This window comes from Paraburkholderia sp. RAU6.4a (assembly GCF_050435625.1).
Lineage (GTDB): Bacteria > Pseudomonadota > Gammaproteobacteria > Burkholderiales > Burkholderiaceae > Paraburkholderia > Paraburkholderia tuberum.
This window is the reverse complement of sequence record NZ_JBNDKQ010000003.1, coordinates 1,278,955-1,299,165: the sequence shown is the minus strand read 5'-3', so window position 1 is coordinate 1,299,165 and position 20,211 is coordinate 1,278,955. Positions and strand designations below refer to the sequence as shown.

The following is a 20,211-nucleotide window of genomic DNA, read 5'->3' as shown; positions in this document are numbered from 1 at the left end:
CTGCTCAGATGATGGCCATGAGGCAAAACAGCGTGGTGCCCGGTTCGTCGGCACGCGGATGAAAAGCGAATTCAAGCGGCGCGCTCGCATCGCGCGCCATCGTCAGGAAGCCGAGCCCGGCGCCCTTGCTGTCTTTCGGAGCATCGGTGCGCAATGAAACCTTGTACGCTTGCTTGATTTCTTCGAGTGACATGTTGCGCAAAGGCTCCAACCTGCTTCGCAGGTCCTCGACTTCGGCGGTCGCGATGGGATTGACGCACAACATTACGTGATGTTCGCCGTGCCTGGAGATGCACACCGCGCCCTCGCGTATCTCGCCTGCCCGTGCGCCACCGGGCTCCAGCGCGTTCGACGAGTAATGAACGATGTTCTGTGCCAGCTCGATAAAGGACGAAAAGAGTTTGCGGCGAGTAGGACCGCTGACGCCGGCGACTTCGAGCTGCAGTTTCACGACTTCGCCCATCGACGCGACGATGTTATGGGAGAAGTAGCCCTTGTGATAGAAGAGCACGTTGCGCCGCTGCGCGAGTTCGAAAAAGGCGCTGTCTTGTTCTAGTAGTTGGGACATTCTGGGAATTCGCTAAATACGGGCACAGAAAAGCGTGACGTCGTCACGGCGCGGTTGCTTGCCTTGCCACTCCGCGAGCGCGAGCCGGACGCGCTCGCAAATCGTCGCCGGAGTTTCGGCGCGGTTTTCGAGAATCTGGTCGAGCGCGCGGCGCCGGCCGAAAGAAATGTTGCGCGGGCCGCCGATCTGATCGGCGAGGCCGTCGGTATAGATGAACAGCAGGCTGCCCGCCCTGACCGGAATCGAGCGCAAGCTCCACGCATAGTCGGCGCGACTGTCCACATAACCGACACCCATGCGGTCGGCGCCGATCGTTTCGAACTCCGCGGCATCGGGTGACAGGATGTGCAGAGCGATCCTCGCGCCGGCAAAATGCAGCACGCTCTCCGTGGCGTCGAACCAGAAGAGTGCGGTATCCAGACCGTCGTTGGATTGGGTTCCTTCGTCGGCACTGTTCACTTGCCCAAGCAAGCCCTTGACGTTTTGATTGACGGCCGCCAGTAGCGCGGCGGGGTCGCGCGGACCGATCTGTTCGAGCGCCTTCGACAGTGACGCCGAAGCAAGCAAGGTCATGAAGGCGCCCGGTACGCCATGTCCGGTGCAATCGGCAACAGCGCCAAACCAGCCGTTCGGAAAGGCCGCGAAATGATAGAAGTCGCCGCCGACGACGTCGCGAGGTTCCCAGACCATCGCCGCGTCGCGCAGCTTTATCGACAGGGTCTCGCTGGAAGCACGCAACATGGCGCGCTGTATCACGCTGGCGTACTCGATACTCTGCATGATCTGGCGGTTCTTCTCCGCCTGCATTTCCGCGACCGCACTGATAAGCTGCAGACCACTGCCGAGACCCGAGAAGAGTCCGTCACGTGTCACGATGAAACCATCGACCAGCGCTTTTTCTCCCGCCTCGACGGTCCTGAACGTCAGCGCTTCGATGCTCACGTCGGCGTCGACGATGAGCGGTTCCTTGTCCATGAACGCGATGCAACTCTTCTTGTCGTAAAGCTCTCGATGGAACGGCTTGCTCATTTGCGACATGAAGATATCGCGGTTGATCAGGCCGATGGGACGGTGGTCGTCGATGACAGCGAGACTCTGCATGTCGCGGCGCGCCGAGAAGATCTCCATGACCACGGAGTTGGGATCTTCAACGTCTACGGATGGAACTTCCTGGCACAAGTCTCCGGCAGTGCGCGGATTACCCTGTGCGGAAGAACGGCGAAATCTCGAGAACGCAGCATGCATGGCGACGCCAGTCGATGTGTGAAGAAACCTCGCACGCTAAGGTTTCTCTATGTACATTATGTGACAGAGGGGAGGCGATCCGCTCTATTGGCGCGAGATTAGAAAACTAGCGGTCACGCAAAGGTTTGCGTGACCGACATCAGTAAAACTTACGATCTGCGAAGTTGCGCAAATGCAACGCCGCCGAATCCGTTATTGAAACGGGTTCTGCACGATACCCGGTTTAGCATCCGGCTCGTCCTGCACCTTTGCCGGTAAATCCTTCTGCGCCTGCAGGCTCGCGACGATCGCATCGAGCGCTTCCTTCAACGCGAGCGCCGCCTTCAGTCCGCGTTGATCGCGCGTCAATTCGAGCGTGCCGTTCAGCACGACACGCGTCGTGCCATTGCTGAGCGTGAGCGCATCGCCTTGAATGTTGAGCACGTCGTCATCGTTCGAATAGGGCTTAAACACCTTTCAGTCCTCCTGGCCGCTGGTCCTTGAGGTTGTCCGGAATGCCCGGAAAGCGGATGCCCGACATCGCTTCGAGTTCGTGAATCGTGCGGATGTCGTAGCGGTTGGTCGCTACATTATCAACCACGACTGCGAAGGCCAGTTGACGCGACGGCACGTAGACGACTTTGTACAACTGGGTGGGCACGAACACGCGCGTCGGTCCGATCGTCTGCAATTGCTGGCCGGTGAACAGCGGTCCGGTGACGACGTACGTGTCGTCGTAGGCGAGCGCGATCTTGCGCACGGCAGTTTCGATGCGTGCCCACAATCGTTGGTTGTTCTGACGATTTTGCGGCACGATGTTCGCGAGCGAGAACGATTGCGCCATCGCCTCGTCGTTCCACCGATTACCCGCCGGACTCATATGACCGCGATCGAAGCCGCTGCGTTTGTAGTCGGCGAGTGTCGCGCCTTCGCCTTCGGGCAGACGCGCGTCTTCGAAGAACTTGTTGGTGCGCACCATGTCCTTCGCTTCTTCGATGTGCTCATGCGTCAGATGCTCGGCAGACCACAGCGGACCGTGCGTGATACCCGAATGCAGCACCGCGAAATCGCTATAACAAAGCAGGCGCGTTTTCGGCGCCATCTTCTGATTGGTGAGGACGGGCCATTGCGCATTCGGCGTGAATCCGGTGCAGGAAGGCGCCGCGCTCGCATGAGCGGCGACGGCGAGTAACAGACAGGCAAGCCACTTCTTCATGTGTCGCTGGTTCGATGAACGGGGACGCAAGTATAGCGTCGTGGCCCGCATCGAGCGACTGCACAATGCGAATCGAAGGAAGGGAATTGGAAACGGCAGAGGCGGCGTGCGCCGGACAAAAAAGTGGGCCGCTTTGCAGCGACCCGAATGCGTGTACTTCCGAATCTACGCACGCAATCTTAAGAATGTCTTAAGGCTTTGCGATATCGCGGCACGTTATGTTCGATTGCGCACGAACAGATTTACGCGTACGAACAGTGCTCGTGCAATGACCCGGAAGTTTCGACCGGAAAAGAGAAGCGCGACGAATCGCGCCAGAACTTAATTACCGAACACGCTGTTTTCAGCGTGCACTTTTTGACGATCCACCGCCTGCAAACGCCAGAAGCCGCTAGTCGCCTTGCGTGTTTGCAGCGCGGTCCATGCAGCGGCGCCTTGCGCGGCGCTCACTCGCTCCTTGCGATCGACGTGCAGACCGCGCAACGTACAAAGCGGCGCGTCGGCGCTCGGTGCGCACAACGTGGTCACGCCGTTTTCGTCGCGCAGTTCACCCCATGGGGGCAGGTCGATCCCTTGATGCGCTTCTCTCGACCACCGATGTTCATCGGTATCGAGCCAGAGCACAGCGTAATCATGGCTTACGGTGGGATCGGAACCGTTAATCAGGATGGTCAGTCGCATATCAGTTCCGTTCATAAATTGCGAAGCGCCTTATCAGTCTAGGCGGCGCGGCGCTTTATGCAAGACAAAGGCATGATGTGCGAATGGAAAATCAAGTCGCCAAAAGGTGTGGCGAGGTACGGTGAATCCTTACTGCGCCGCGGCGCACGCGATATGCATGCAGTAACGACCCCATGCAGACCGCGAGCCGCGACAAATCAACGCAGCCGAGAGGCGCTCAAGCGAGATCGAGCGAAGCGGTCAGATCGCCGAGCGGCGCGAGTCCGTTGCTTGCGAATGCCTTGTCGCGCGCGACCACGCCATCGAGTGGCGCGAGTCCATGCACACGGTTAATGAAACGCAGAATCGAGTTCGTGTCGTACACCGTGTGATCGACATAAGCCTTCTTCGCCAGCGGCGAGATCACGAGCGCGGGAACGCGCGAACCCGGACCCCAGCGATCGCCGATCGGCGGCGCGACGTGGTCCCACCAACCGCCGTTCTCGTCGACGGTGACGATCACGACCGTGTTCTGCCATTGCGGGCCGCGCTGGATGTGCTCGATCAGCGTCGCGATGTGACGGTCGCCCGAGGCGACGTCCGCATAGCCCGCGTGCATGTTCAGGTCGCCCTGCGGTTTATAGAACGTCACGGTCGGCAAACGTCCCGCGTCGATGTCGGCAATCAGGCGATTGGTCGACGCGTCGTTGCCCATGCCGCCGTCGCGCAGATAGCGGCGGCGCGCGGCGGTGCCCGGCGCGTAATTGGCGAAGTAGTTAAACGGCTGATGGTGGTACTGGAAGTCGGGCATCGACCCCGTATCGCGATGATCGAGCGCGAATTGCCACGCGCCGCTGTACCACGCCCAGTCGATGCCCTTGCCGGTCAGCCGGTCGCCGATCGTCGCGTAATTCTGCGGCGGCATCACCCGCGGGTTCGACGGATCCGCGAAAGCCGGGTCGCCGCCTTCGGCCGGACGCACACTGCTCGGCTGATACGGCGGCGCCATCGTGTTGACTGCGTAGCCGTCGGCGGTGAAAGCGCCGTCGTTGACGAACTTCGGCGGACCGTCGAGCGCCGACGCAGGCGAATTGGGCGCGAGCTTCAAACGGGTGCCGGTCGGATCGTCGCCTTCCACGACCGACACCATCTTCTTCGCCGGACTGTTGTGGATGTCCGGATAGTAGGGCGCCTGCGCCGAGATCAGGAAGATATGGTTCAGCCAGGAGCCGCCGAAGGCGGCCATGAAGAAGTTGTCGCACAGCGTGTACTGCTGCGCGAGACTCCACAGACGCAGCGTGTCGGCGGAATTGCGGTAGTGCCCCATCACAAGGCCGCCGGAATCGCCCCACGCGGCGAACTGGTTGTTGCGCCCCGCGTTGATCTGCATCTGGTTCTGATAGAAGCGATGGATGAGGTCGCGCGTGATCACGCCGGTCGGCAGCGGCGCGCCGTGCGCATCGACGATGCGGAACGGCCGGTTGCGCAGATGATCGAGATCCTTTTCGCCGATCATGTAGCGCTTGCCGTCCACTTCCTGCGCCTGCGGCACGAGCCCGCCCCAGATCGCCGGCAGCCGCGGCAGCGGCGTCTTGCCATCGCGGTCGAGCTGGACGTATTGCTCGGCGGTGACCGCGTCGAGCGGATGCTGGACGCCCGGGTAGTTGCCGTACAGGTTCGCGAAGCTGCGATTCTCGGCGTAGATCACCACGATGTTCTTCACCTGATCGTGCAGCGCAGCGTCGAGCCGCAAGTCGGCGGCGCTGCGCGGCGGCCCGTTGCCCGCGAGTCCCTCGCCTGTTTTGCAGCCGGTCAGCGCAAGGCCGAGGCCGACCGCCGCGAGACCGGTCAGTACACGCCGGCGTTCGGGATCGTCGGGGGCGTCGTTGGTGTGATCGATTGAATCGGGGTTGTCCAGTTTCGGCGGCAGGTGAGGATCGTGGTCGGTCATCGGTGAGTTCCGAAGGAGACGTGACGGTCGCATCGGCGCCGCTCGAAGCGGCGCGCGCGACACCGGTTACGGGTCCGCCGAGGGCGGCAGGCCTCGCGGCTTTACGGCAGCCGACGCTTGACGCGCCAACTGTGATGCGTGGCATCGACGGCCAATAGTAGCCAGTGCCGTGCGTCGATCGGATGACGTTTTTGCGTCGCATAACGGTCGACGGTCAATTCGAGTTCGTCATGTGCGCGCCGATGGCAGGTGGCGTGCGCACCGGAACCGTCCGCGAATTCGACGCGCGCCTCGGCGACGTTTGACGCGCAGGCCGGCTCGGGAAGATTCGCGATGCGCACCGCGCAGCCCGGATAAAGATGCGAGTCGGCAACCTGAATCTGGACCGCGCTGGACATGACGTGGCCTCCTACGCTTGGGCGGCGCGAGCGAGCGGCTGGAATACACCGCGCCGCCGGACCGGATCAAAGCATAGCACCGCGCATGGCCGATTCGCCGCATGCTTCGCGCTATCAACCTGAATTGAACCCGATGAACCGCATAGAGACGGCAGCCACGATGGCAAAAGAAGAGCAGACAGGAGTGGGACGCAGGCAGGCCAAACCGCGTGCGGCAGTGTATGAACGGGTGCGCGAGAGCGCGGCGCTTGGCCATGCGGTCAGCGAGGCGTCGTTCGAGCGGGGGATTTCGGTGGTGAGCGCGCCGGTGCGTGACCTGAGCGGTAAGATCGCCGCCGCGTTGACGGTGACGATCCCGCGTTCGGATATCGGCGAGACCGCCGAGCGCGAGCCGCTGATCATCGCCGTATGCCAGGCGGCGCTGGAGCTGTCCGAGCGCCTGAGCTATCGCCCGAGGCAGGACGATCCGACCGCGATGCAAGCGCGCCTCAGATCGGTTGCCGCGCATTGAGTGCGCGCTGACTTCACGGCGCAACTACTTCAAATACTTATTTCATATCTGTCGGCGAGTCCTGCTGCATTGCACAGCCGGACTCGCCGTGTCACGTCGTCAAAATCACCAGAACGACGATCTTCGCGCCGGCGATCGTGTCGAAGACGATGATCGGCGGCAACCTGGAAGTGGCGTTCTATATCCCGGCCGCCGTGCTGTTCATCGCGGCGGCCGCGGTGCACTTCCTCGGTATCGAAACCAAGGGCAAGGTGCTGGAGCAGTTCGAGGCTTGACCGGGACTGCGTGATGACCGCTTGAGCAGTAAAACGAAAGGCGCACCGGGTGGTGCGCCTTTCCTCTTTGATGAGCCTTGATGAAGCGCTGAGCGCTAAAGCGCTTTGCGATAAACCACGAAGCCGGACTTATCCGCGACCTTGTCATAGAGCTGCATCGCGGTGTGATTCGTCTCGTGCGTCTGCCAGTAGACGCGTTGCGCACCGTCGGCTTTTGCGCGCGCATAGACGGCCTCGATCAGCGAGCGGCCGACACCCTTGCCGCGCTCGCTATCGAGCGTGTACAGGTCCTGCAGATAGCAGATCGGCCCCGCCATCGTCGTATGACGGTGATAGAGAAAATGCACGATGCCCTGCAATTGCCCGGCGCGTTCCGCGACTAATGCATGCATCGGCTCGTAGCCATCGAAAAAGCGATTCCACGTGATTTGCGTGATCTCGCGCGGCAACGCGGTCTCGCCCGAGCGGCCATAAAACGCGTTGTAGGCGTCCCATAGCGGGAGCCATGCATCGAAATCGTCACGGGTGACGGCGCGAATCTGCAGCGGGGCGGACATGTGGACGGCTCCTTTGAAAAGCTGTGGAACCGCCAGCATAAAAAATTTGCGACGCGATTGTTAGCTCCACCATGCTCGCAAAATCTGGAGCCACGACGCGTGCGACAGTGCGGTGAGCCGATGCATCACCGCATGCCGTGAGTCAGTGCTCGCGATGTTGCTTGTGACGCAGCTCGTTGCGGACCTTCTTCGCGGCGAACAGCGGCACGTAGTCGAACACGCGCGCCTCGTTCCGGAATTCGGCGAGCGTATCGGCGTACATGCGCGACACCGTTTCTGCCGGCGTGTCGGTTTCCTCGGCGATGCTTCGGACCACTTCGTCTACATTCGGCTCAGGCTGGGACATGGTCTCTCTCCGGGTAGGACGGCAGGCTGGATGGACGGTACGCGGACGGCAGGAGTCCATTACAGGATGCGAATCGCGAGCGCGCCAATTGAATCGACCTATCGTTCGACTGATTCCACAGAGATTTTTTTCTTGCGCTGCGGCAAGCACCCACGCGGTGAGGACGTGCGGAAAATCAACTGGGTGCGCGGTGGTGAATACCCGGGAAACGCACAGGGCTAAGCGACCGCCGTCTCTACTTCTGCACTTTCTGCGCTACATGCGCGATCCGGTCGCGCACGACGCCGATCGCCTGCTTCAGCGCGTAAACATCCTGAAAGTAGCGGTACGGAATTCGGATCTGGCTAGCGTTCGCGTCGATGCTTTCAATCTCCTCACTCCATTGCGCGATCTGCGCGCGAGACGGCTCGGCGTTCTTCCATACTTCGTCCTCGAGCGCCTTGATCGCGCGGTACCAAACGATCAGGCGTTTCTTCATCCGCGCTTCGAGCATGCGCGGCAGCGCCTGCGCGAGGCCGATCAGCAGCGCGAGGAACGGCACCAGAATCAGCAGCCGCCGTTCGATCAGACTCGCGAGCCAGAAAGGCAGGTAGCGATATAGAAACGGCCGGCCCGATTTGAAGTACCGCACGCTTTCGTCGGAGATCGGGAATTCTTCGGTGTTCAGGTTGGGGAACGTGCCGAGCGGCGTGAAGTAGTCCTCGCCGCCGTGCACCGTGCGCGCCGCGTCGAGCAGCAGATAGACGAGCGCCGGATGCAGCGTGTCCTTCGACACGAGCAGCGCCGTCGCCGCGAGCAGCGTGACGTCGCTGCGCGGCAGATCGTCGGCGACGCTCGTCGAGGCACGCGGCAAGATGATCTTCGACAGCGACGGGAATTTTTGCGCCAGTGCATCGGCCTGCGCGAAGCTCATCAGCTTCAGGTTGCTGGTGAGCAGCGTGCGCTGCATGTCGGCGTCGGGCCGGCCAATGAAGAACGCCGCGTCGACCTGACCGCTTTCGAGCCCCTGGTATGCGGCGTTCGCGTCCATCTGCAGCAGCGTCGAGTTCTGACTCGTGACGCCGCTATAGCCGAGCAGCACCTGCGAGACGTTGAGCAACCCGCTGCCTGGCACGCCCATCGAAATGCGCTTGCCGCGCAGTTGCGACAGCCGGTCGATCGTCGCATCGCTGCGATAGAACACCCAGATCGGTTCGTACGACACGGCGGCGATGGTTTGCAGATTGTCGGTGTCATTCGGACTGGTCGTGCCCGACTGGATGAAGCCGACCTGATAGGCGCTGTCCGGGTCCGCGAGCCGCTGGTAGTTTTCGACCGAGCCCGACGAGCTACGGATGTCGAGCTTGATGCCTTCGCGCTTGAGCAGTGGCGCGTAGCGATCGGCGAAGCCGCGATAGATGCCGCCGTCCGCACCGGTGGTGATGACGATCGTGCGCTGGAACGCGGGCTCGAGCACGAGCGCGAGCATCCAGCCGAATGCGGCGATGAGCACGATCGCGCCGACGATCAGAAGACGCCGGCGCCGCCGCGTCATCGGGGTTCTCGGGCTGCGGTACAGCGCGGGGTCTGGTCTCGGCATCGTTACCCGGTTTGGTCAGGTCCGGCCTTGGTGACTAATGGGATGGAGGCGGTCTCTATTTCCTCAACTTTACGATATCAGGGGGTTTTATTGGATAGTCAGTGATGTGCATTGAAAAGGTCTGGCTGACACTGTCATCGGGGCACAGGTCGGTTGGCCCTGATGTCGAAGATTCCGGTAACTACGCCGTTGCTGCCGCCTTGGGCATTTTGAACGATGTATTCCTGCTTGACCCTGGCAAAAGAGAGGCGAACCTGTTCGTGTTGTGCGGTCATCTCTACGCCCGTGATGAATACATCGTTCATTGTGAGCCTGAGGAAATCGAGGGGGCTGCCACCCGCCCTGCGCATCGTAAGAACCGCTTTCGAAACGTGCGTGCCGGTCAGGCAATAGGACATCAGGCTCGGACTCGCCCGGTCCACGTTGTGGAAGAACACGAGGTCGTCGACCGAGGCTTTGCTGACGCCGCTTCCTGGTCCGGACATCATGGAGAGCCGCTGTGCCATCTTCCATGTCCAGTTGATCACCTCGATTTCGTCCGGGTGTGTCGCGTCCTGCGACTCGCCCGTAATCCCGTCGATTTTTATGAAAACGTCATTTGACATCAAGGCGACACCTCTTTCTAACAAAAAGCACGGACCCGCCCCACGAGAGCCCCCAGCATAGTAGGAAACTGACTGCGAGCAGCAGCGTAACCACCACGTCCTCTTCGCCCTCCACACCGACGGCGCCAACGAGCTTGAAGAGGGGGCGAAGCATTTCTAACGTGGATTCGCTGCCCACCCAGCGCGCAAGCGGGTCGATCGTCGACAACGCAATGCAGACTGGGACAGTCAGCACGAAGGCCGTAAAAATCCGCAGGGCAGTTTTCATTGCACAAGTACCGTACCGTAGTACTGCAGTGTGGTGCCGGGTATCTTCCGGGTTGGGTGCGACAGCAAGAACGAGCGTAAGCGATCGAACTGGGACTGGTCCGTGACCGTGATGCATCCCTCACTTTCTCCCCAGCGACCAGTCGGATGCAGGCGGAAGTTGCCTCGCTTCACGCCATTGATAAATGTCCAATCGTCAATCACGCCGTCGTTTCGATAAAGCGCGAACCAGGTCGAATGATCGACATCGGACCATGCGTCCTTGACAAGGTCATACAGCCATCCCAGATGACCGCCACTCTGTCGGTCTACGATGTAGTACAGGCCTTGCGGAAGCGGACCGCTTTCGGCGACCGCTGTATCTGCGGGGTTGTTGACATGGGCTGGTTTGCCCGAAAAAGCAGACACGTTGCCAAAGCCTTTGCAGGTCAATACAGAGATGAGTCGACGGTTAAGCGTGAAATAGCACTCTGCGGGCATGGTTTACATATCGAAAAGGCGTTCACTCCGTGGTGGCCACGGAAGCGAGAAGACGGGTGGCTCAAGGTAACGTTCGTGACACCGTCAGCTTCGGCGAAGACGGAACCATGCTCAATCAGACGACTCGGAAAGCGAGGCAAAATTGGGCCGATGTGCTGCTCGCTCTTTTGATGACATCACGAATGCGCACGATCGCTGTGCTGCACTACGCCCCCGCCCCCACCTCACCCCCCCAACTCCCGCGCAATAAACTCGACAAACGCGCGAATACGATTCGACATCTGATGCCGCGGCGAATACACCGCGAAGATATCCGCATTCGGTGTGTCGTGATCGGGTAGCAACTGGACGAGCGATCCTTCCGTCAGATACTGCCGGATGTCCCATTCCGCGCGCATCAGGATGCCGTGTCCTTCGAGCGCCCATTTGACGGCGATCTCGCCGTCGTTGGTGGTCAGCGTGCCCTTGATCCGCACCGCCTCGGTCTTGCGCGCGGCGCCGCGTCCCGAGGTCAGCCGCCACACGCCGTACGCTTCGTCGCCCTGACGAATGCCGATGCAGTTGTGGCGCGTCAGATCGTGCGCCGTGAGCGGCATGCCGTGCGCCGCGAGATACGACGGCGCCGCGCACAGCAGACGCCGGTTCGGCGCAAGCCGGCGCGCGACCACGCGCGTATCGGGCGGCTCGCCGAAGCGGATGCAGACGTCGAAGCTGTCGTCGGTAAGCGGCGGGGGCGTGACCGACAACTGCAGTTGAACGGACACCTGCGGATACCGCGCGACGAAGCGCGAGATCGCCGGCCCGACATGGCTGCGCCCGAAGCCGAGCGTCGCGTTCACGCGCAGCAAGCCCTTCGGTGTCTTCTTCGCCGAGCCGAGCAGTTCGGCCAGTTCGTCGATCTCGTCGAGAATCCGCCGCGCGCGCTCGAGGTATAGCTCGCCTTCGGGCGTCAGCATCATGCGGCGCGTCGTGCGGGTTACGAGTGCGACGCCCGCGCGCTGCTCCATCTGGGTCAGGCGCTTGCTGACGGCCGCCGCGGTCAGCCCCAGTTCGCGTGCGGCCGCGCTGAGGCTGCCGCTCGCGGCGAGCGTCGAGAAAAAGCCCAGATCGGCTGGCTGGACGGTGTCGCGCATCGTCTTTTCCGCGCCTTCGCATTTGTGAATGCAAGTTAAAGATGCTTTGAGTTTAGCACCGGTTTTTACCCGTGGGATCGCGCTAGAGTCCACTCACGCCATTCACCAAGCACAGGACGCAGACATGAAGACCTATCGCATCGCAACCATCCCCGGCGACGGCATCGGCAAGGAGGTCGTGCCGGCCGGCGCGCAGGTGCTCGAGGCGCTCGCGAAGACCACGCGCGCCTTCACGTTCGAGTTCGAGAACTTCGACTGGGGCGGCGACTACTATCGTCAACACGGCGTGATGATGCCGGCCAACGGGCTCGACGCGATCCGCAACAAAGATGCGATCCTGTTCGGCTCGGCGGGCGACAAGGACATTCCCGATCACATCACGCTGTGGGGTCTGCGACTGAAAATCTGCCAGGGCTTCGACCAATACGCGAACGTGCGCCCGACGCGCATCCTGCCCGGCATCGACGCACCGCTGAAGTACTGCAAGCCCGAGGATCTGAACTGGGTGATCGTCCGCGAAAATTCGGAGGGTGAATATTCGGGCGTCGGCGGCCGCGTGCATCAGGGCCATCCGATCGAAGCCGCGACCGACGTGTCGATCATGACGCGCGCCGGCGTCGAGCGCATCATGCGCTTCGCGTTCCGCCTCGCGCAGTCGCGTCCGCGCAAGCTGTTGACCGTGATCACGAAGAGCAACGCGCAGCGTCATGCGATGGTGATGTGGGACGAGATCGCGCTCGAAATCTCGAAGGAGTTTCCGGACGTCACGTGGGACAAGGAACTCGTCGACGCGGCGACCGCGCGCATGGTCAACCGTCCCGCGACGCTCGACACGATCGTCGCCACCAATCTGCACGCCGATATTCTCAGCGACCTCGCGGCCGCGCTCGCCGGCAGCCTCGGCATCGCGCCGACCGGCAACATCGATCCGGAGCGCCGCTATCCGTCGATGTTCGAACCGATCCACGGCTCCGCGTTCGACATCATGGGCAAGGGGCTCGCGAATCCGGTCGGCACGTTCTGGTCGGTCGTGATGCTGCTCGAACACCTCGGCGAATTCGACGCGGCCAGGCGCGTGATGCAGGCCGTCGAAGCGGTGACCGCGAACAAAGCGCTGCACACGCGCGACCTCGGCGGCACGGCCACGACCGCGCAGGTGACGGCGGCCGTGTGCGCGTTCATCGAGCAGGCGGCGACGCCCGCGGCGAACGCGGCTTGAGCGCCGGCTTCGCGCGAACTGAACCGGACTGAGCGGAACCGCGCGCAAATCAGGCGCGCGGTCTGCGCCCTGGCCACGACGTGGCCGGCACACAACCTTGACTCGATTAGCTCGGCCCAACGTCGGCCGGCGCGAGGTTCGCGCGCGGTCAATAGCCGCGCGCCGCAGGAGGAGACAATGACTTCGGAACTCGAAAGCCGGGTGTCCCGCAAGCTGATGCTGCGGATCATCCCGTTCGTCATGATGTTGTACTTCGTGAGCTTTCTCGATCGCGTGAATGTGGGTTTTGCCGCGTTGTCGATGAACAAGGCGATCGGTCTTTCGCCGACCGCGTTCGGCCTCGGCGGCGGGCTCTTTTTCATCGGCTATTTTCTGTTCGAAGTGCCGTCGAACCTGATCCTGCACAAGGTCGGCGCGCGGCGCTGGATTGCTCGCGTGATGGTGTCGTGGGGGCTCGTGTCGCTCGCGTCGGCGTTCGTCGTCGGGCCGAACAGTTTCTACGCGCTGCGCTTCATTCTCGGCGTCGCGGAAGCGGGCTTCTTTCCCGGCATCATCCTGTATCTGAGCCTGTGGTTTCCGGCGCGGCAGCGTGCGGTCGCGGCGGCATGGTTCATGGCCGCCGCGCCGATCTCGACTGCGATCGGCTCGCCGATTTCCGGCGCGATCATGAAACTGCCGCCGATTGCCGGACTCGTCGACTGGCAAATGCTCTACATACTCGAAGCATTGCCCGCGATCATCCTCGGCTTCTGCGTGCTCAGGTATCTGACCGACAAGCCCGCGCAAGCCGAGTGGCTGCAGCCCGAAGAGCGCGACTGGCTGATCGCGAGGCTGAAGCTCGAAGCCGACGCGCGGCACGCGCATGCGGGCCACACGGCCGGCGCGCTCAGCGCGTTGCGCGATCCGCGCGTGCTCGCGCTCGCGCTGATCTACTTCGGCACCTCGGCGGGACTTTATACGCTCGGCTTGTGGGCGCCGCTGATCATCCGCCAATACGGTTTCGGCACGTTCGAAACCGGGCTGCTCGCCGGCGTGCCGAGCGTGCTCGCGGTGATCGCGATGGTGCTATGGGCGAAGCACTCGGATCGCACCGACGAACGGACGTGGCACGTCGTGATTCCGTGCGCGCTTGCGTGCGTCGGCTTCGTGTTCGCCGGTAATGCGACCACCGCATTGATGATCGTGCTTGCGCTCGTCGTCGTGAACGTCGGAATCAGCGCCGCGAAGGCGCCGCTGTGGGCGATGCCGAGCATGTTCCTGTCGGGCGCCGGAGCGGCGGCGGGCATTGCCATGATCAACTCGATCGGCAATCTCGGCGGCTTCGTCGGGCCGTTTGCGATCGGCTGGCTCAAGCACGTGACGGGCGGCTATACGGCAGGGCTTTATGTGGTCGGGGCGACGTTGGCGCTGTCGGCGGTCGTGACGCTGATGTTGAGCCGGCAGACGAAGCATGCGCCGGTCGCAGTGGGCGAACGGCCGGGGCATTGAGCGAAGCACCGATGAAGCGAGCGCGCCGCCGGTTGAAAAGCCGGCGGCAACCGCGAATTCATCCGATACGTCAGTACCCGACTACCGGAAGCCGTAGACCAGAACCTTCTTCCCTTCGAACGCCTCCTGCACACCTTGCACGCAATCCATCGGGCAGCTGTAGCCGTCGGGGGCCGACGCGGCCGACGGGATGCTCGCCCGATAGACGACGGATTCGACCTGCGTGCCGTCCGAAGTGACCACGATGTTCAAATCGGTCACGACGCCGGCTGGCACGGGTCCTCCCGCGGTATAGACAACCGACATGGTGCCGGTGCAATCGGAGTTCACCGAATAAGTGCCTTTCTGCGCCGGATTGAAGGTTATCTGCCCACCTTTCGGCACGCCGTTGATGCTCCCGAAATCGGTGCGGGTAAATTTGCCGTTGCCGTCGAATGTCACGAGAGCGACGTCATCGAGGATCGACTGGGTGGCGAACGGATGCAGCACGTTGCTCGAATCCAGCAACCCAAGGATCACGCCGTGACCGATGAACCCATAGGGTCCTTTTAGCGTTGCGTTCGAGCAAAGACCGCCGCCGCGGCCACGGTCGCCGTCATCACCACCGGCCTGCGCGGTGCCACTCAGCGACAGAAGTGCAACGGCTACAGCCGACCAAATGCTCAATTGGCGGGTCTTCATCTTCATCTCCTTGTCAGCGAATCAGGCGCGTGAAATCGCGCCGTGCAAGGGGCCTATCGGCTGCCGGATCAGGCGCCTGATTCAATCAAGCGAAAATAGTCGATGTGAAATGGCCGCAGCGATACCTGGTCGCCGTCGTGTGAGGGACCAGGGGCGGGCCAAAGTGGTGAATGGCGAAACGCTTTCACCAAGCAGTCGTATTTCGCTCGGTGTCGGCGGATACGTGCGGAAGGGATGCACGAAAGTCCGCGCAATGGTGACTTCGTGGGTCGGCCACGCTTTAAAGTCGCATAGCGAAAACCAGTGTAATCCACGCAATTTGCGGCGACCTGATGAATATCGGACAAAAGAGAGGCACATTCAGATCGCGCGCTGCGAGTCGTCGCGCTGTCTTTCGGGAGCCCCTCACCGAACCTTGTCCTCGGAATACGCTCGCACCCGTCGACGCCGCACCACCATCAACAAACAAACCCCACTTGCCGCCCCGATATTCACCGCCGGATAAAACGCCACGGCCACACTCCATTTCGGCAGCGCAAGAATCGCGAGCGCGTATTTAAAAACACAGAGCGCAAAGTACAAAAGACTCTCACTCCACGGATCACGAATAGTCTTGCGCACCGTCGGCGCGAGGCCGACGAGTTCGATCAGCGTCACAAGACAGATCGACAACGTCGGATCATTAGTGAATATCCAGAGCGGAATAGCGGACAACGCCGCGGCAAGGCAAAGCCAATCAAAAGCGGTCCGCTGCCGTTCACCCCGAAAGACGCTCGATACGAGAACAAAGAAGCAGGTGGCCGCGATCGCCGCGGTACACCACGCCGAAGGACCCGCACCGGCGACGAACTGGCCGACAGCCGCAATCGCCGTGACGAGTGACCAGATCAACCAGGTAAAAAGATGAGGGCGTACGGTGCCGCGCCAGATCGCAAGTCCATAAGGCAGAAACGCGACCAAGGATACGATCGATCCCATGACACCGAACAGTCGAGTCATGTTCTGATCGATGCTCATCATAGGACGATCACACCCGGCATCGCCCCCGATACCGCGCCGGCGGCGCCCCACATGCACGCGTAAAAAACCGCGTAAACGCCGTCGTCGAGGCAAAGCCGACCCGTTCGCTAATCTCGCTGATCGACATCGGCGTATGCGCGAGCAGCGTGCGTGCTTCGTCGATACGCATTTGCATCAGCACCTCGCTGAAGGTTTTGCACTCCGCCGCGAGCTTGCGTTGCAAGGTCCAGCGCGTCAGCGACAGCCGCTCGCAGACGATCGTCTGCAGGCTCTTCGGCTCGATCGCATCCGCGTGCTCGCGCAGCACGTCACGCAGACATCGCTCGACCGTCGGAGAAAAGCGGCCCTGCTCGCGAATCCGCTGCAAGATTCCATGCGCGGCATGCATGTGAATCTTCGCGAGCGGCGCGTTGTAGACCTCGAACGCGCGATCCAGCGCGGACGACTGCAACACCATCCGATTGCGAGCCTGATCGAGGTGAACGCGCACGCCCAACGTCCCGCTCAGCGCCGCGATCGCACCGAGCCGCGCATCGGTGATACCCGCGTCGCGCACGCGCAGTCGCACGTCGTAGAGCTTTGCCACACCCGCTATCAGCGCGAAGTTGCCGAGCGCGCTCGATGCGTTGCGCCCTTCGCCTTCCGTCACGTATTCGAATGCGACTTCGTCGCCGTGCTCCTGCATGACGAGCCAGTCGACATTACCGATCAGGTCACGATACGTGACGTAATTGCGCAATGCATCGCGCAGCGTCGGGCTATTGCAGAGCACGCCCGCAAGCTCGGGGAAATACAGCAGACCATCGAACACGTCGCCCTCGGGCGCGCCGCGCATCAGGCAGCTTTCCGCAAGCTGGAGCATTGCGACGTGCTTGTCGCCCGGCACTCGCGCATCGGCCGCGGCGATGTCGGCCTCGTCGATGCCGATATCGTGGGCCACTTTGCTGCGATCGAGGCCCTCACGCTCCGCCGCGTCGAGCAATCCTCGATAGATGCGCGCTGAAACGGACTTCTGACGCAAATCCACTTTGCCTCCTCCGGTCGAAACCTGTCTGCGGGTTTTCCTGACTCTTCATCGGTCAAGTGCTGCACCTATCGGTCAAGCGCGTTTCGGGCGCATCCCTAGAATTTCTTTCGGCGCATTACCACGAGCGCTTAGCGTAACAGGACGTGTCACGTGCCGGTAGCGCGTCGATACAACGTTACGCAATGCAAATCACATGACCGACAACGACAACACGGAGCGAGATGATGAGAAGGAAGCTGACGATACCCTTTGCCGCAAGCGCCATCGCCTGCGGTGTCGCGCTGGTACTCGCCGCCTGCGGCAATGGCAGCAACATCAGTGCCCCACCGTTGCCGTCCGATCCCGATGCGCGCGCCGATGCGCGTGCCGCCGCGCTCGTCCAGAAGATGACGACCGCCGAAAAGATTCAGCTCGTGCACGGCGTGGGTATCCCCAACGCGGGACTCGGCGGTCCGTATCCGCCCGGCGTCAACGGAGCCGGCTACATTCCCGGCATCGCGCGGCTCGGCATTCCGGGCCTTGCAATGGCCGATTCGGCCGGCGGCGTCAATGTCGTCAACTCGAACGCGACGGCGCTGCCCGCGCCGGTGGCGCTCGCGGCAAGCTGGGACCCCACGCTGGCGAACCAATACGGCGCGCGTATCGCGACCGAGCTGCGCGTGCTCGGTTATGGCGAAGGTCTCGGCGGCGGCGTCAATCTCGCGCGCGAACCACGCAATGGCCGCACCTTCGAGTACATGGGCGAAGATCCGGTACTGACCGGCACGCTGAGCGCCGCGCGCACGATCGGCACGCAGGCGCAGAACGTCATCGCGACGATCAAGCACTACGCGATGAACGATCAGGAAACGAACCGCATGGCCAGCAACTCGGTCGTCGACGAACGCACGATGCGCGAAACCGAACTGCTCGCGTTCGAGCTCGGCATCACGCAGGGAACGCCCGGCAACGTGATGTGTTCGTACAACCTGGTGAACGGCGTGTATGCGTGCGAAAACCCGTATCTGCTGACCACCGTGCTGAAGAACGAGTGGGGCTTCAAGGGCGTGGTGCAGTCGGACTGGACAGCCACGCACAGTACGGTCGCCTCGGCATTGGCTGGCCTCGATGAAGAAGAGCCCGGCGATCTCGGCGGCGGAGCGTCGATTCCGGGCTTTACGCTGACGTCGTATTTCAACACCGCGCTGACGAGCGCGGTCAACGCCGGCAGCGTGCCGATGTCGCGACTCAACGACATGGTTCAGCGCAAGCTTCGCACGATGATTCGCTATGGCGTCTTCGATTCGCCGCCAACCACCGGAGGAAGCGTCGATCAGACCGCGGGCAATGCGCTCGCGTTGCAGGTCGCGCAGCAATCGTCGGTCTTGCTGAAGAACGCGGTGGCGAGCGGCGATTCGCAACCGGTGCTGCCGCTGAACGCGGCGGGGCTGTCGTCGATCGTGGTGATCGGCGCTCACGCGGATGCGGGCGTGCTGTCGGGCGGCGGCTCGGGCGCGGTGCCGGCGGCCGCGGGCAACGCGGTGTCCGGTTGCGTGTCGCCGTCGCCGCTGTTGAGCACCTGCGCGACGTGGTACAAGTCGGCACCGCTGGCCGCGATCCAGGCGAAGGCGCCGAACGCGAGCGTGACCTTCGTCGACGGCACGAACGCGGCGGCAGCGGCGACCGCCGCCGCGAAGGCGGATGTGGCGGTCGTGTTCGCGACGCAATGGGAAAGCGAGGGCGCGGATCTGCCGAGCCTGAGCCTGCCGAGCAATACGACTGACAGCTATAACCAGAGCTACGATCAGAACGCGCTGATCAGCGCGGTCGCGGCGCAAGCGAAGCGCGTGATCGTCGTGCTCGAGAACGGCAGCCCGGTCCTGATGCCGTGGCTATCCAACGTGCACGGCGTGCTCGAAGCGTGGTATCCGGGCGTGCAGGGCGGCCAGGCGATTGCCGATCTGTTGTTCGGCGCCGTGAACCCGTCCGGCAAATTGCCGATCACGTTCCCGATGCAGGACGCGGATCTTCCGCAACCGACGATCTCGGCCACCGATACCACCGTTACCTACAGCGAAGGACTCTTCATGGGTTATCGCTGGTATGACGGCAAGCAGATCGCGCCGCTGTTCCCGTTCGGTTATGGGCTGTCCTACACGAGCTACAGCTACTCGGGCCTCAACGCGCAAGTGGATGCGAGCGGCAACGTGCAGGTGACCTTTACCGTCAAGAATACGGGCTCGCGCGCGGGCGCGGAAATCGCCGAAGTTTATGCCGCGTTGCCGAGCGGTCTGGGCGAACCGCCGAAGCGTCTGGTCGGCTGGCAAAAGGTCGCGCTGCAGGCGGGGGAGTCGCAGCAGGTCAGCGTATCGATTGCGCCGAAGCTGCTGTCGACGTGGGACGCGACCAACCACGTGTGGAAGCTCAACGGCGGCGTCTATCAGATGATCGCGGGGGCTTCGTCGCGCGATCCGAATGCGTTGACGGCGTCGGTGACGATCGCGGGGCATTGAGCGCTGAGGTTTTGAACTGGAAAGCCGGGTAGCGGGGTACGGGGTCGAGCGCCGTATCCCGCCGGCACGCGTTCGGCATGTCAGTGGTCGGGCAGACGATAAGCGAACTCGTACGAATGCGCGCCGTCGACGATGTCGATCCGGAACTCGCCTTCAATGCCGCTCAGCTCGCCCGTGCCTGAATCCGGCACGACCGTCACCGCCAGCGCCGCTGCGCCGCGATTCATCACGCCGATATGCTGCAGCACGAACGTGCCCTGCTTGCCCGCCAGCGTGCCAGTGACCTGTTCGAGCGCGACATAGCCGGCCGAGCCTTTGACGTTCGTCATCGCGCTCAGCATTTGCCCTTGGCTGGTCGCGGCGAGATCGCCGGAGATCTGCTTGTCGATCGACATGCGGCCGAGCTTCGATTCGGCCTCCGCGTTTTCGAACGGCATCGGTTGAAGGGAGACGATGAAGGTGCCTTTTGCGACGTGGTGAGTCATCGGAATTTCCTCCTGGCTTGAACGGGCGA

General features: G+C 62.3%; 22 protein-coding genes and 1 pseudogene. 5 read left to right on the top strand and 18 right to left on the bottom strand.

Annotated features, from left to right (window positions below; translation table 11 throughout):
- Positions 1–4: 4 nt before the first annotated feature.
- The 7 genes from OKW40_RS30570 to OKW40_RS30540 all read right to left on the bottom strand — a co-directional run bounded on the left by OKW40_RS30570 (position 5) and on the right by OKW40_RS30540 (position 6,017).
- The gene (locus tag OKW40_RS30570) at positions 5–568 is read right to left on the bottom strand and encodes a SiaB family protein kinase (RefSeq protein ID WP_429352783.1); all 564 of its coding nucleotides are present in this window, start codon (positions 566–568) and stop codon (positions 5–7) included.
- A gap of 12 nt (positions 569–580) precedes the next feature.
- Complete coding sequence (locus OKW40_RS30565; RefSeq protein WP_429493164.1) at positions 581–1,696, bottom strand: SpoIIE family protein phosphatase; 1,116 nt, start codon at positions 1,694–1,696, stop codon at positions 581–583.
- 309 nt (positions 1,697–2,005) lie between these two features.
- Positions 2,006–2,266, bottom strand: a complete 261-nt coding sequence (locus tag OKW40_RS30560) for a hypothetical protein (RefSeq protein WP_184057752.1) — start codon at positions 2,264–2,266, stop codon at positions 2,006–2,008.
- Positions 2,259–3,008, bottom strand: coding sequence for a DNA/RNA non-specific endonuclease (locus OKW40_RS30555; protein WP_429493163.1), 750 nt, complete (start codon positions 3,006–3,008; stop codon positions 2,259–2,261). The genes OKW40_RS30560 and OKW40_RS30555 overlap by 8 nt, the downstream gene beginning before the upstream one ends.
- Before the next feature lie 321 nt (positions 3,009–3,329).
- Positions 3,330–3,689, bottom strand: coding sequence for a DUF3564 domain-containing protein (locus OKW40_RS30550; protein ID WP_129956126.1), 360 nt, complete (start codon positions 3,687–3,689; stop codon positions 3,330–3,332).
- Positions 3,690–3,906: 217 nt separating this feature from the next.
- Entirely contained in the window at positions 3,907–5,619 is a 1,713-nt protein-coding gene (locus OKW40_RS30545; RefSeq protein ID WP_429493162.1) for an acid phosphatase, read from the bottom strand.
- 101 nt (positions 5,620–5,720) lie between these two features.
- Positions 5,721–6,017: a hypothetical protein gene (locus OKW40_RS30540; RefSeq protein WP_184057758.1), complete on the bottom strand. Its 297-nt coding sequence runs from the start codon at positions 6,015–6,017 to the stop codon at positions 5,721–5,723.
- Between OKW40_RS30540 and OKW40_RS30535 the strand changes: the two genes are divergently transcribed.
- A complete protein-coding gene (locus OKW40_RS30535; RefSeq protein WP_429493161.1) occupies positions 6,016–6,528 on the top strand; it encodes an IclR family transcriptional regulator domain-containing protein in 513 nt (170 codons plus the stop codon). The genes OKW40_RS30540 and OKW40_RS30535 overlap by 2 nt on opposite strands.
- A 119-nt stretch (positions 6,529–6,647) precedes the next feature.
- Positions 6,648–6,803, top strand: a pseudogene (locus OKW40_RS30530) (MFS transporter); the annotation flags it as partial.
- 95 nt (positions 6,804–6,898) lie between these two features.
- On the opposite strand, the gene OKW40_RS30525 reads toward OKW40_RS30530, so the two are convergent.
- The 7 genes from OKW40_RS30525 to OKW40_RS30495 form a co-directional block, all read right to left on the bottom strand.
- Complete coding sequence (locus OKW40_RS30525; protein ID WP_429493160.1) at positions 6,899–7,360, bottom strand: N-acetyltransferase family protein; 462 nt, start codon at positions 7,358–7,360, stop codon at positions 6,899–6,901.
- A 142-nt stretch (positions 7,361–7,502) separates the two neighbouring features.
- Positions 7,503–7,706: a DUF3562 domain-containing protein gene (locus OKW40_RS30520; protein ID WP_184030727.1), complete on the bottom strand. Its 204-nt coding sequence runs from the start codon at positions 7,704–7,706 to the stop codon at positions 7,503–7,505.
- Positions 7,707–7,941: 235 nt separating this feature from the next.
- Positions 7,942–9,240 (bottom strand): TAXI family TRAP transporter solute-binding subunit, encoded by a 1,299-nt coding sequence (locus OKW40_RS30515; protein ID WP_429493159.1) that lies wholly within the window; start codon positions 9,238–9,240, stop codon positions 7,942–7,944.
- Positions 9,241–9,419: 179 nt separating this feature from the next.
- Complete coding sequence (locus OKW40_RS30510; protein WP_184057793.1) at positions 9,420–9,890, bottom strand: Hcp family type VI secretion system effector; 471 nt, start codon at positions 9,888–9,890, stop codon at positions 9,420–9,422.
- Entirely contained in the window at positions 9,880–10,158 is a 279-nt protein-coding gene (locus tag OKW40_RS30505; protein WP_184057796.1) for a hypothetical protein, read from the bottom strand. Before OKW40_RS30505 ends, OKW40_RS30510 begins: the two co-directional genes overlap by 11 nt.
- Positions 10,155–10,637: a DUF2778 domain-containing protein gene (locus tag OKW40_RS30500; protein WP_184073489.1), complete on the bottom strand. Its 483-nt coding sequence runs from the start codon at positions 10,635–10,637 to the stop codon at positions 10,155–10,157. Before OKW40_RS30500 ends, OKW40_RS30505 begins: the two co-directional genes overlap by 4 nt.
- 224 nt (positions 10,638–10,861) lie before the next feature.
- Entirely contained in the window at positions 10,862–11,770 is a 909-nt protein-coding gene (locus OKW40_RS30495) for a LysR substrate-binding domain-containing protein (RefSeq protein WP_429493158.1), read from the bottom strand.
- Between the two features lie 124 nt (positions 11,771–11,894).
- On the opposite strand from OKW40_RS30495, the gene OKW40_RS30490 reads away from it, so the two are divergent.
- Together OKW40_RS30490 and OKW40_RS30485 are read left to right on the top strand one after the other, a co-directional pair.
- Positions 11,895–12,989, top strand: coding sequence for a tartrate dehydrogenase (locus OKW40_RS30490; protein ID WP_429493157.1), 1,095 nt, complete (start codon positions 11,895–11,897; stop codon positions 12,987–12,989).
- A 177-nt stretch (positions 12,990–13,166) separates the two neighbouring features.
- The gene (locus OKW40_RS30485) at positions 13,167–14,477 is read left to right on the top strand and encodes an MFS transporter (RefSeq protein ID WP_429493156.1); all 1,311 of its coding nucleotides are present in this window, start codon (positions 13,167–13,169) and stop codon (positions 14,475–14,477) included.
- An 81-nt stretch (positions 14,478–14,558) separates the two neighbouring features.
- Here OKW40_RS30485 and OKW40_RS30480 read toward each other — a convergent pair whose 3' ends face one another.
- The 3 genes from OKW40_RS30480 to OKW40_RS30470 form a co-directional block, all read right to left on the bottom strand.
- Positions 14,559–15,158 (bottom strand): hypothetical protein, encoded by a 600-nt coding sequence (locus OKW40_RS30480; RefSeq protein ID WP_429493155.1) that lies wholly within the window; start codon positions 15,156–15,158, stop codon positions 14,559–14,561.
- A gap of 405 nt (positions 15,159–15,563) precedes the next feature.
- Positions 15,564–16,178 carry a hypothetical protein gene (locus tag OKW40_RS30475; RefSeq protein WP_429493154.1) on the bottom strand — a complete coding sequence of 205 codons (615 nt, stop codon included), beginning with the start codon at positions 16,176–16,178 and terminating at the stop codon, positions 15,564–15,566.
- Positions 16,179–16,185: 7 nt separating this feature from the next.
- Positions 16,186–17,205 (bottom strand): helix-turn-helix domain-containing protein, encoded by a 1,020-nt coding sequence (locus OKW40_RS30470; RefSeq protein WP_429493153.1) that lies wholly within the window; start codon positions 17,203–17,205, stop codon positions 16,186–16,188.
- Positions 17,206–17,429: 224 nt separating this feature from the next.
- On the opposite strand from OKW40_RS30470, the gene OKW40_RS30465 reads away from it, so the two are divergent.
- Positions 17,430–19,697, top strand: coding sequence for a beta-glucosidase (locus OKW40_RS30465; protein WP_429493152.1), 2,268 nt, complete (start codon positions 17,430–17,432; stop codon positions 19,695–19,697).
- 80 nt (positions 19,698–19,777) lie between these two features.
- Here the strand turns inward: OKW40_RS30465 and OKW40_RS30460 are convergent, their stop codons facing one another.
- Positions 19,778–20,182, bottom strand: coding sequence for a DUF3224 domain-containing protein (locus OKW40_RS30460; protein ID WP_429493151.1), 405 nt, complete (start codon positions 20,180–20,182; stop codon positions 19,778–19,780).
- Positions 20,183–20,211: the final 29 nt, after the last annotated feature.

Bases quoted from the DNA above. Each gene is read 5' to 3' on its own strand.
- OKW40_RS30510 (WP_184057793.1), bottom strand. From the start codon at position 9,890: ATGTCAAATGACGTTTTCATAAAAATCGACGGGATTACGGGCGAGTCG.
- OKW40_RS30545 (WP_429493162.1), bottom strand. From the start codon at position 5,619: ATGACCGACCACGATCCTCACCTGCCGCCGAAACTGGACAACCCCGAT.
- OKW40_RS30505 (WP_184057796.1), bottom strand. From the start codon at position 10,158: ATGAAAACTGCCCTGCGGATTTTTACGGCCTTCGTGCTGACTGTCCCA.
- OKW40_RS30495 (WP_429493158.1), bottom strand. From the start codon at position 11,770: ATGCGCGACACCGTCCAGCCAGCCGATCTGGGCTTTTTCTCGACGCTC.
- OKW40_RS30465 (WP_429493152.1), top strand. From the start codon at position 17,430: ATGAGAAGGAAGCTGACGATACCCTTTGCCGCAAGCGCCATCGCCTGC.
- OKW40_RS30535 (WP_429493161.1), top strand. From the start codon at position 6,016: ATGACGTGGCCTCCTACGCTTGGGCGGCGCGAGCGAGCGGCTGGAATA.
- OKW40_RS30555 (WP_429493163.1), bottom strand. From the start codon at position 3,008: ATGAAGAAGTGGCTTGCCTGTCTGTTACTCGCCGTCGCCGCTCATGCG.
- OKW40_RS30490 (WP_429493157.1), top strand. From the start codon at position 11,895: ATGAAGACCTATCGCATCGCAACCATCCCCGGCGACGGCATCGGCAAG.
- OKW40_RS30515 (WP_429493159.1), bottom strand. From the start codon at position 9,240: ATGACGCGGCGGCGCCGGCGTCTTCTGATCGTCGGCGCGATCGTGCTC.
- OKW40_RS30475 (WP_429493154.1), bottom strand. From the start codon at position 16,178: ATGATGAGCATCGATCAGAACATGACTCGACTGTTCGGTGTCATGGGA.
- OKW40_RS30565 (WP_429493164.1), bottom strand. From the start codon at position 1,696: ATGGAGATCTTCTCGGCGCGCCGCGACATGCAGAGTCTCGCTGTCATC.
- OKW40_RS30460 (WP_429493151.1), bottom strand. From the start codon at position 20,182: ATGACTCACCACGTCGCAAAAGGCACCTTCATCGTCTCCCTTCAACCG.
- OKW40_RS30540 (WP_184057758.1), bottom strand. From the start codon at position 6,017: ATGTCCAGCGCGGTCCAGATTCAGGTTGCCGACTCGCATCTTTATCCG.
- OKW40_RS30520 (WP_184030727.1), bottom strand. From the start codon at position 7,706: ATGTCCCAGCCTGAGCCGAATGTAGACGAAGTGGTCCGAAGCATCGCC.
- OKW40_RS30480 (WP_429493155.1), bottom strand. From the start codon at position 15,158: ATGAAGACCCGCCAATTGAGCATTTGGTCGGCTGTAGCCGTTGCACTT.
- OKW40_RS30550 (WP_129956126.1), bottom strand. From the start codon at position 3,689: ATGCGACTGACCATCCTGATTAACGGTTCCGATCCCACCGTAAGCCAT.
- OKW40_RS30500 (WP_184073489.1), bottom strand. From the start codon at position 10,637: ATGCCCGCAGAGTGCTATTTCACGCTTAACCGTCGACTCATCTCTGTA.
- OKW40_RS30525 (WP_429493160.1), bottom strand. From the start codon at position 7,360: ATGTCCGCCCCGCTGCAGATTCGCGCCGTCACCCGTGACGATTTCGAT.
- OKW40_RS30485 (WP_429493156.1), top strand. From the start codon at position 13,167: ATGACTTCGGAACTCGAAAGCCGGGTGTCCCGCAAGCTGATGCTGCGG.
- OKW40_RS30570 (WP_429352783.1), bottom strand. From the start codon at position 568: ATGTCCCAACTACTAGAACAAGACAGCGCCTTTTTCGAACTCGCGCAG.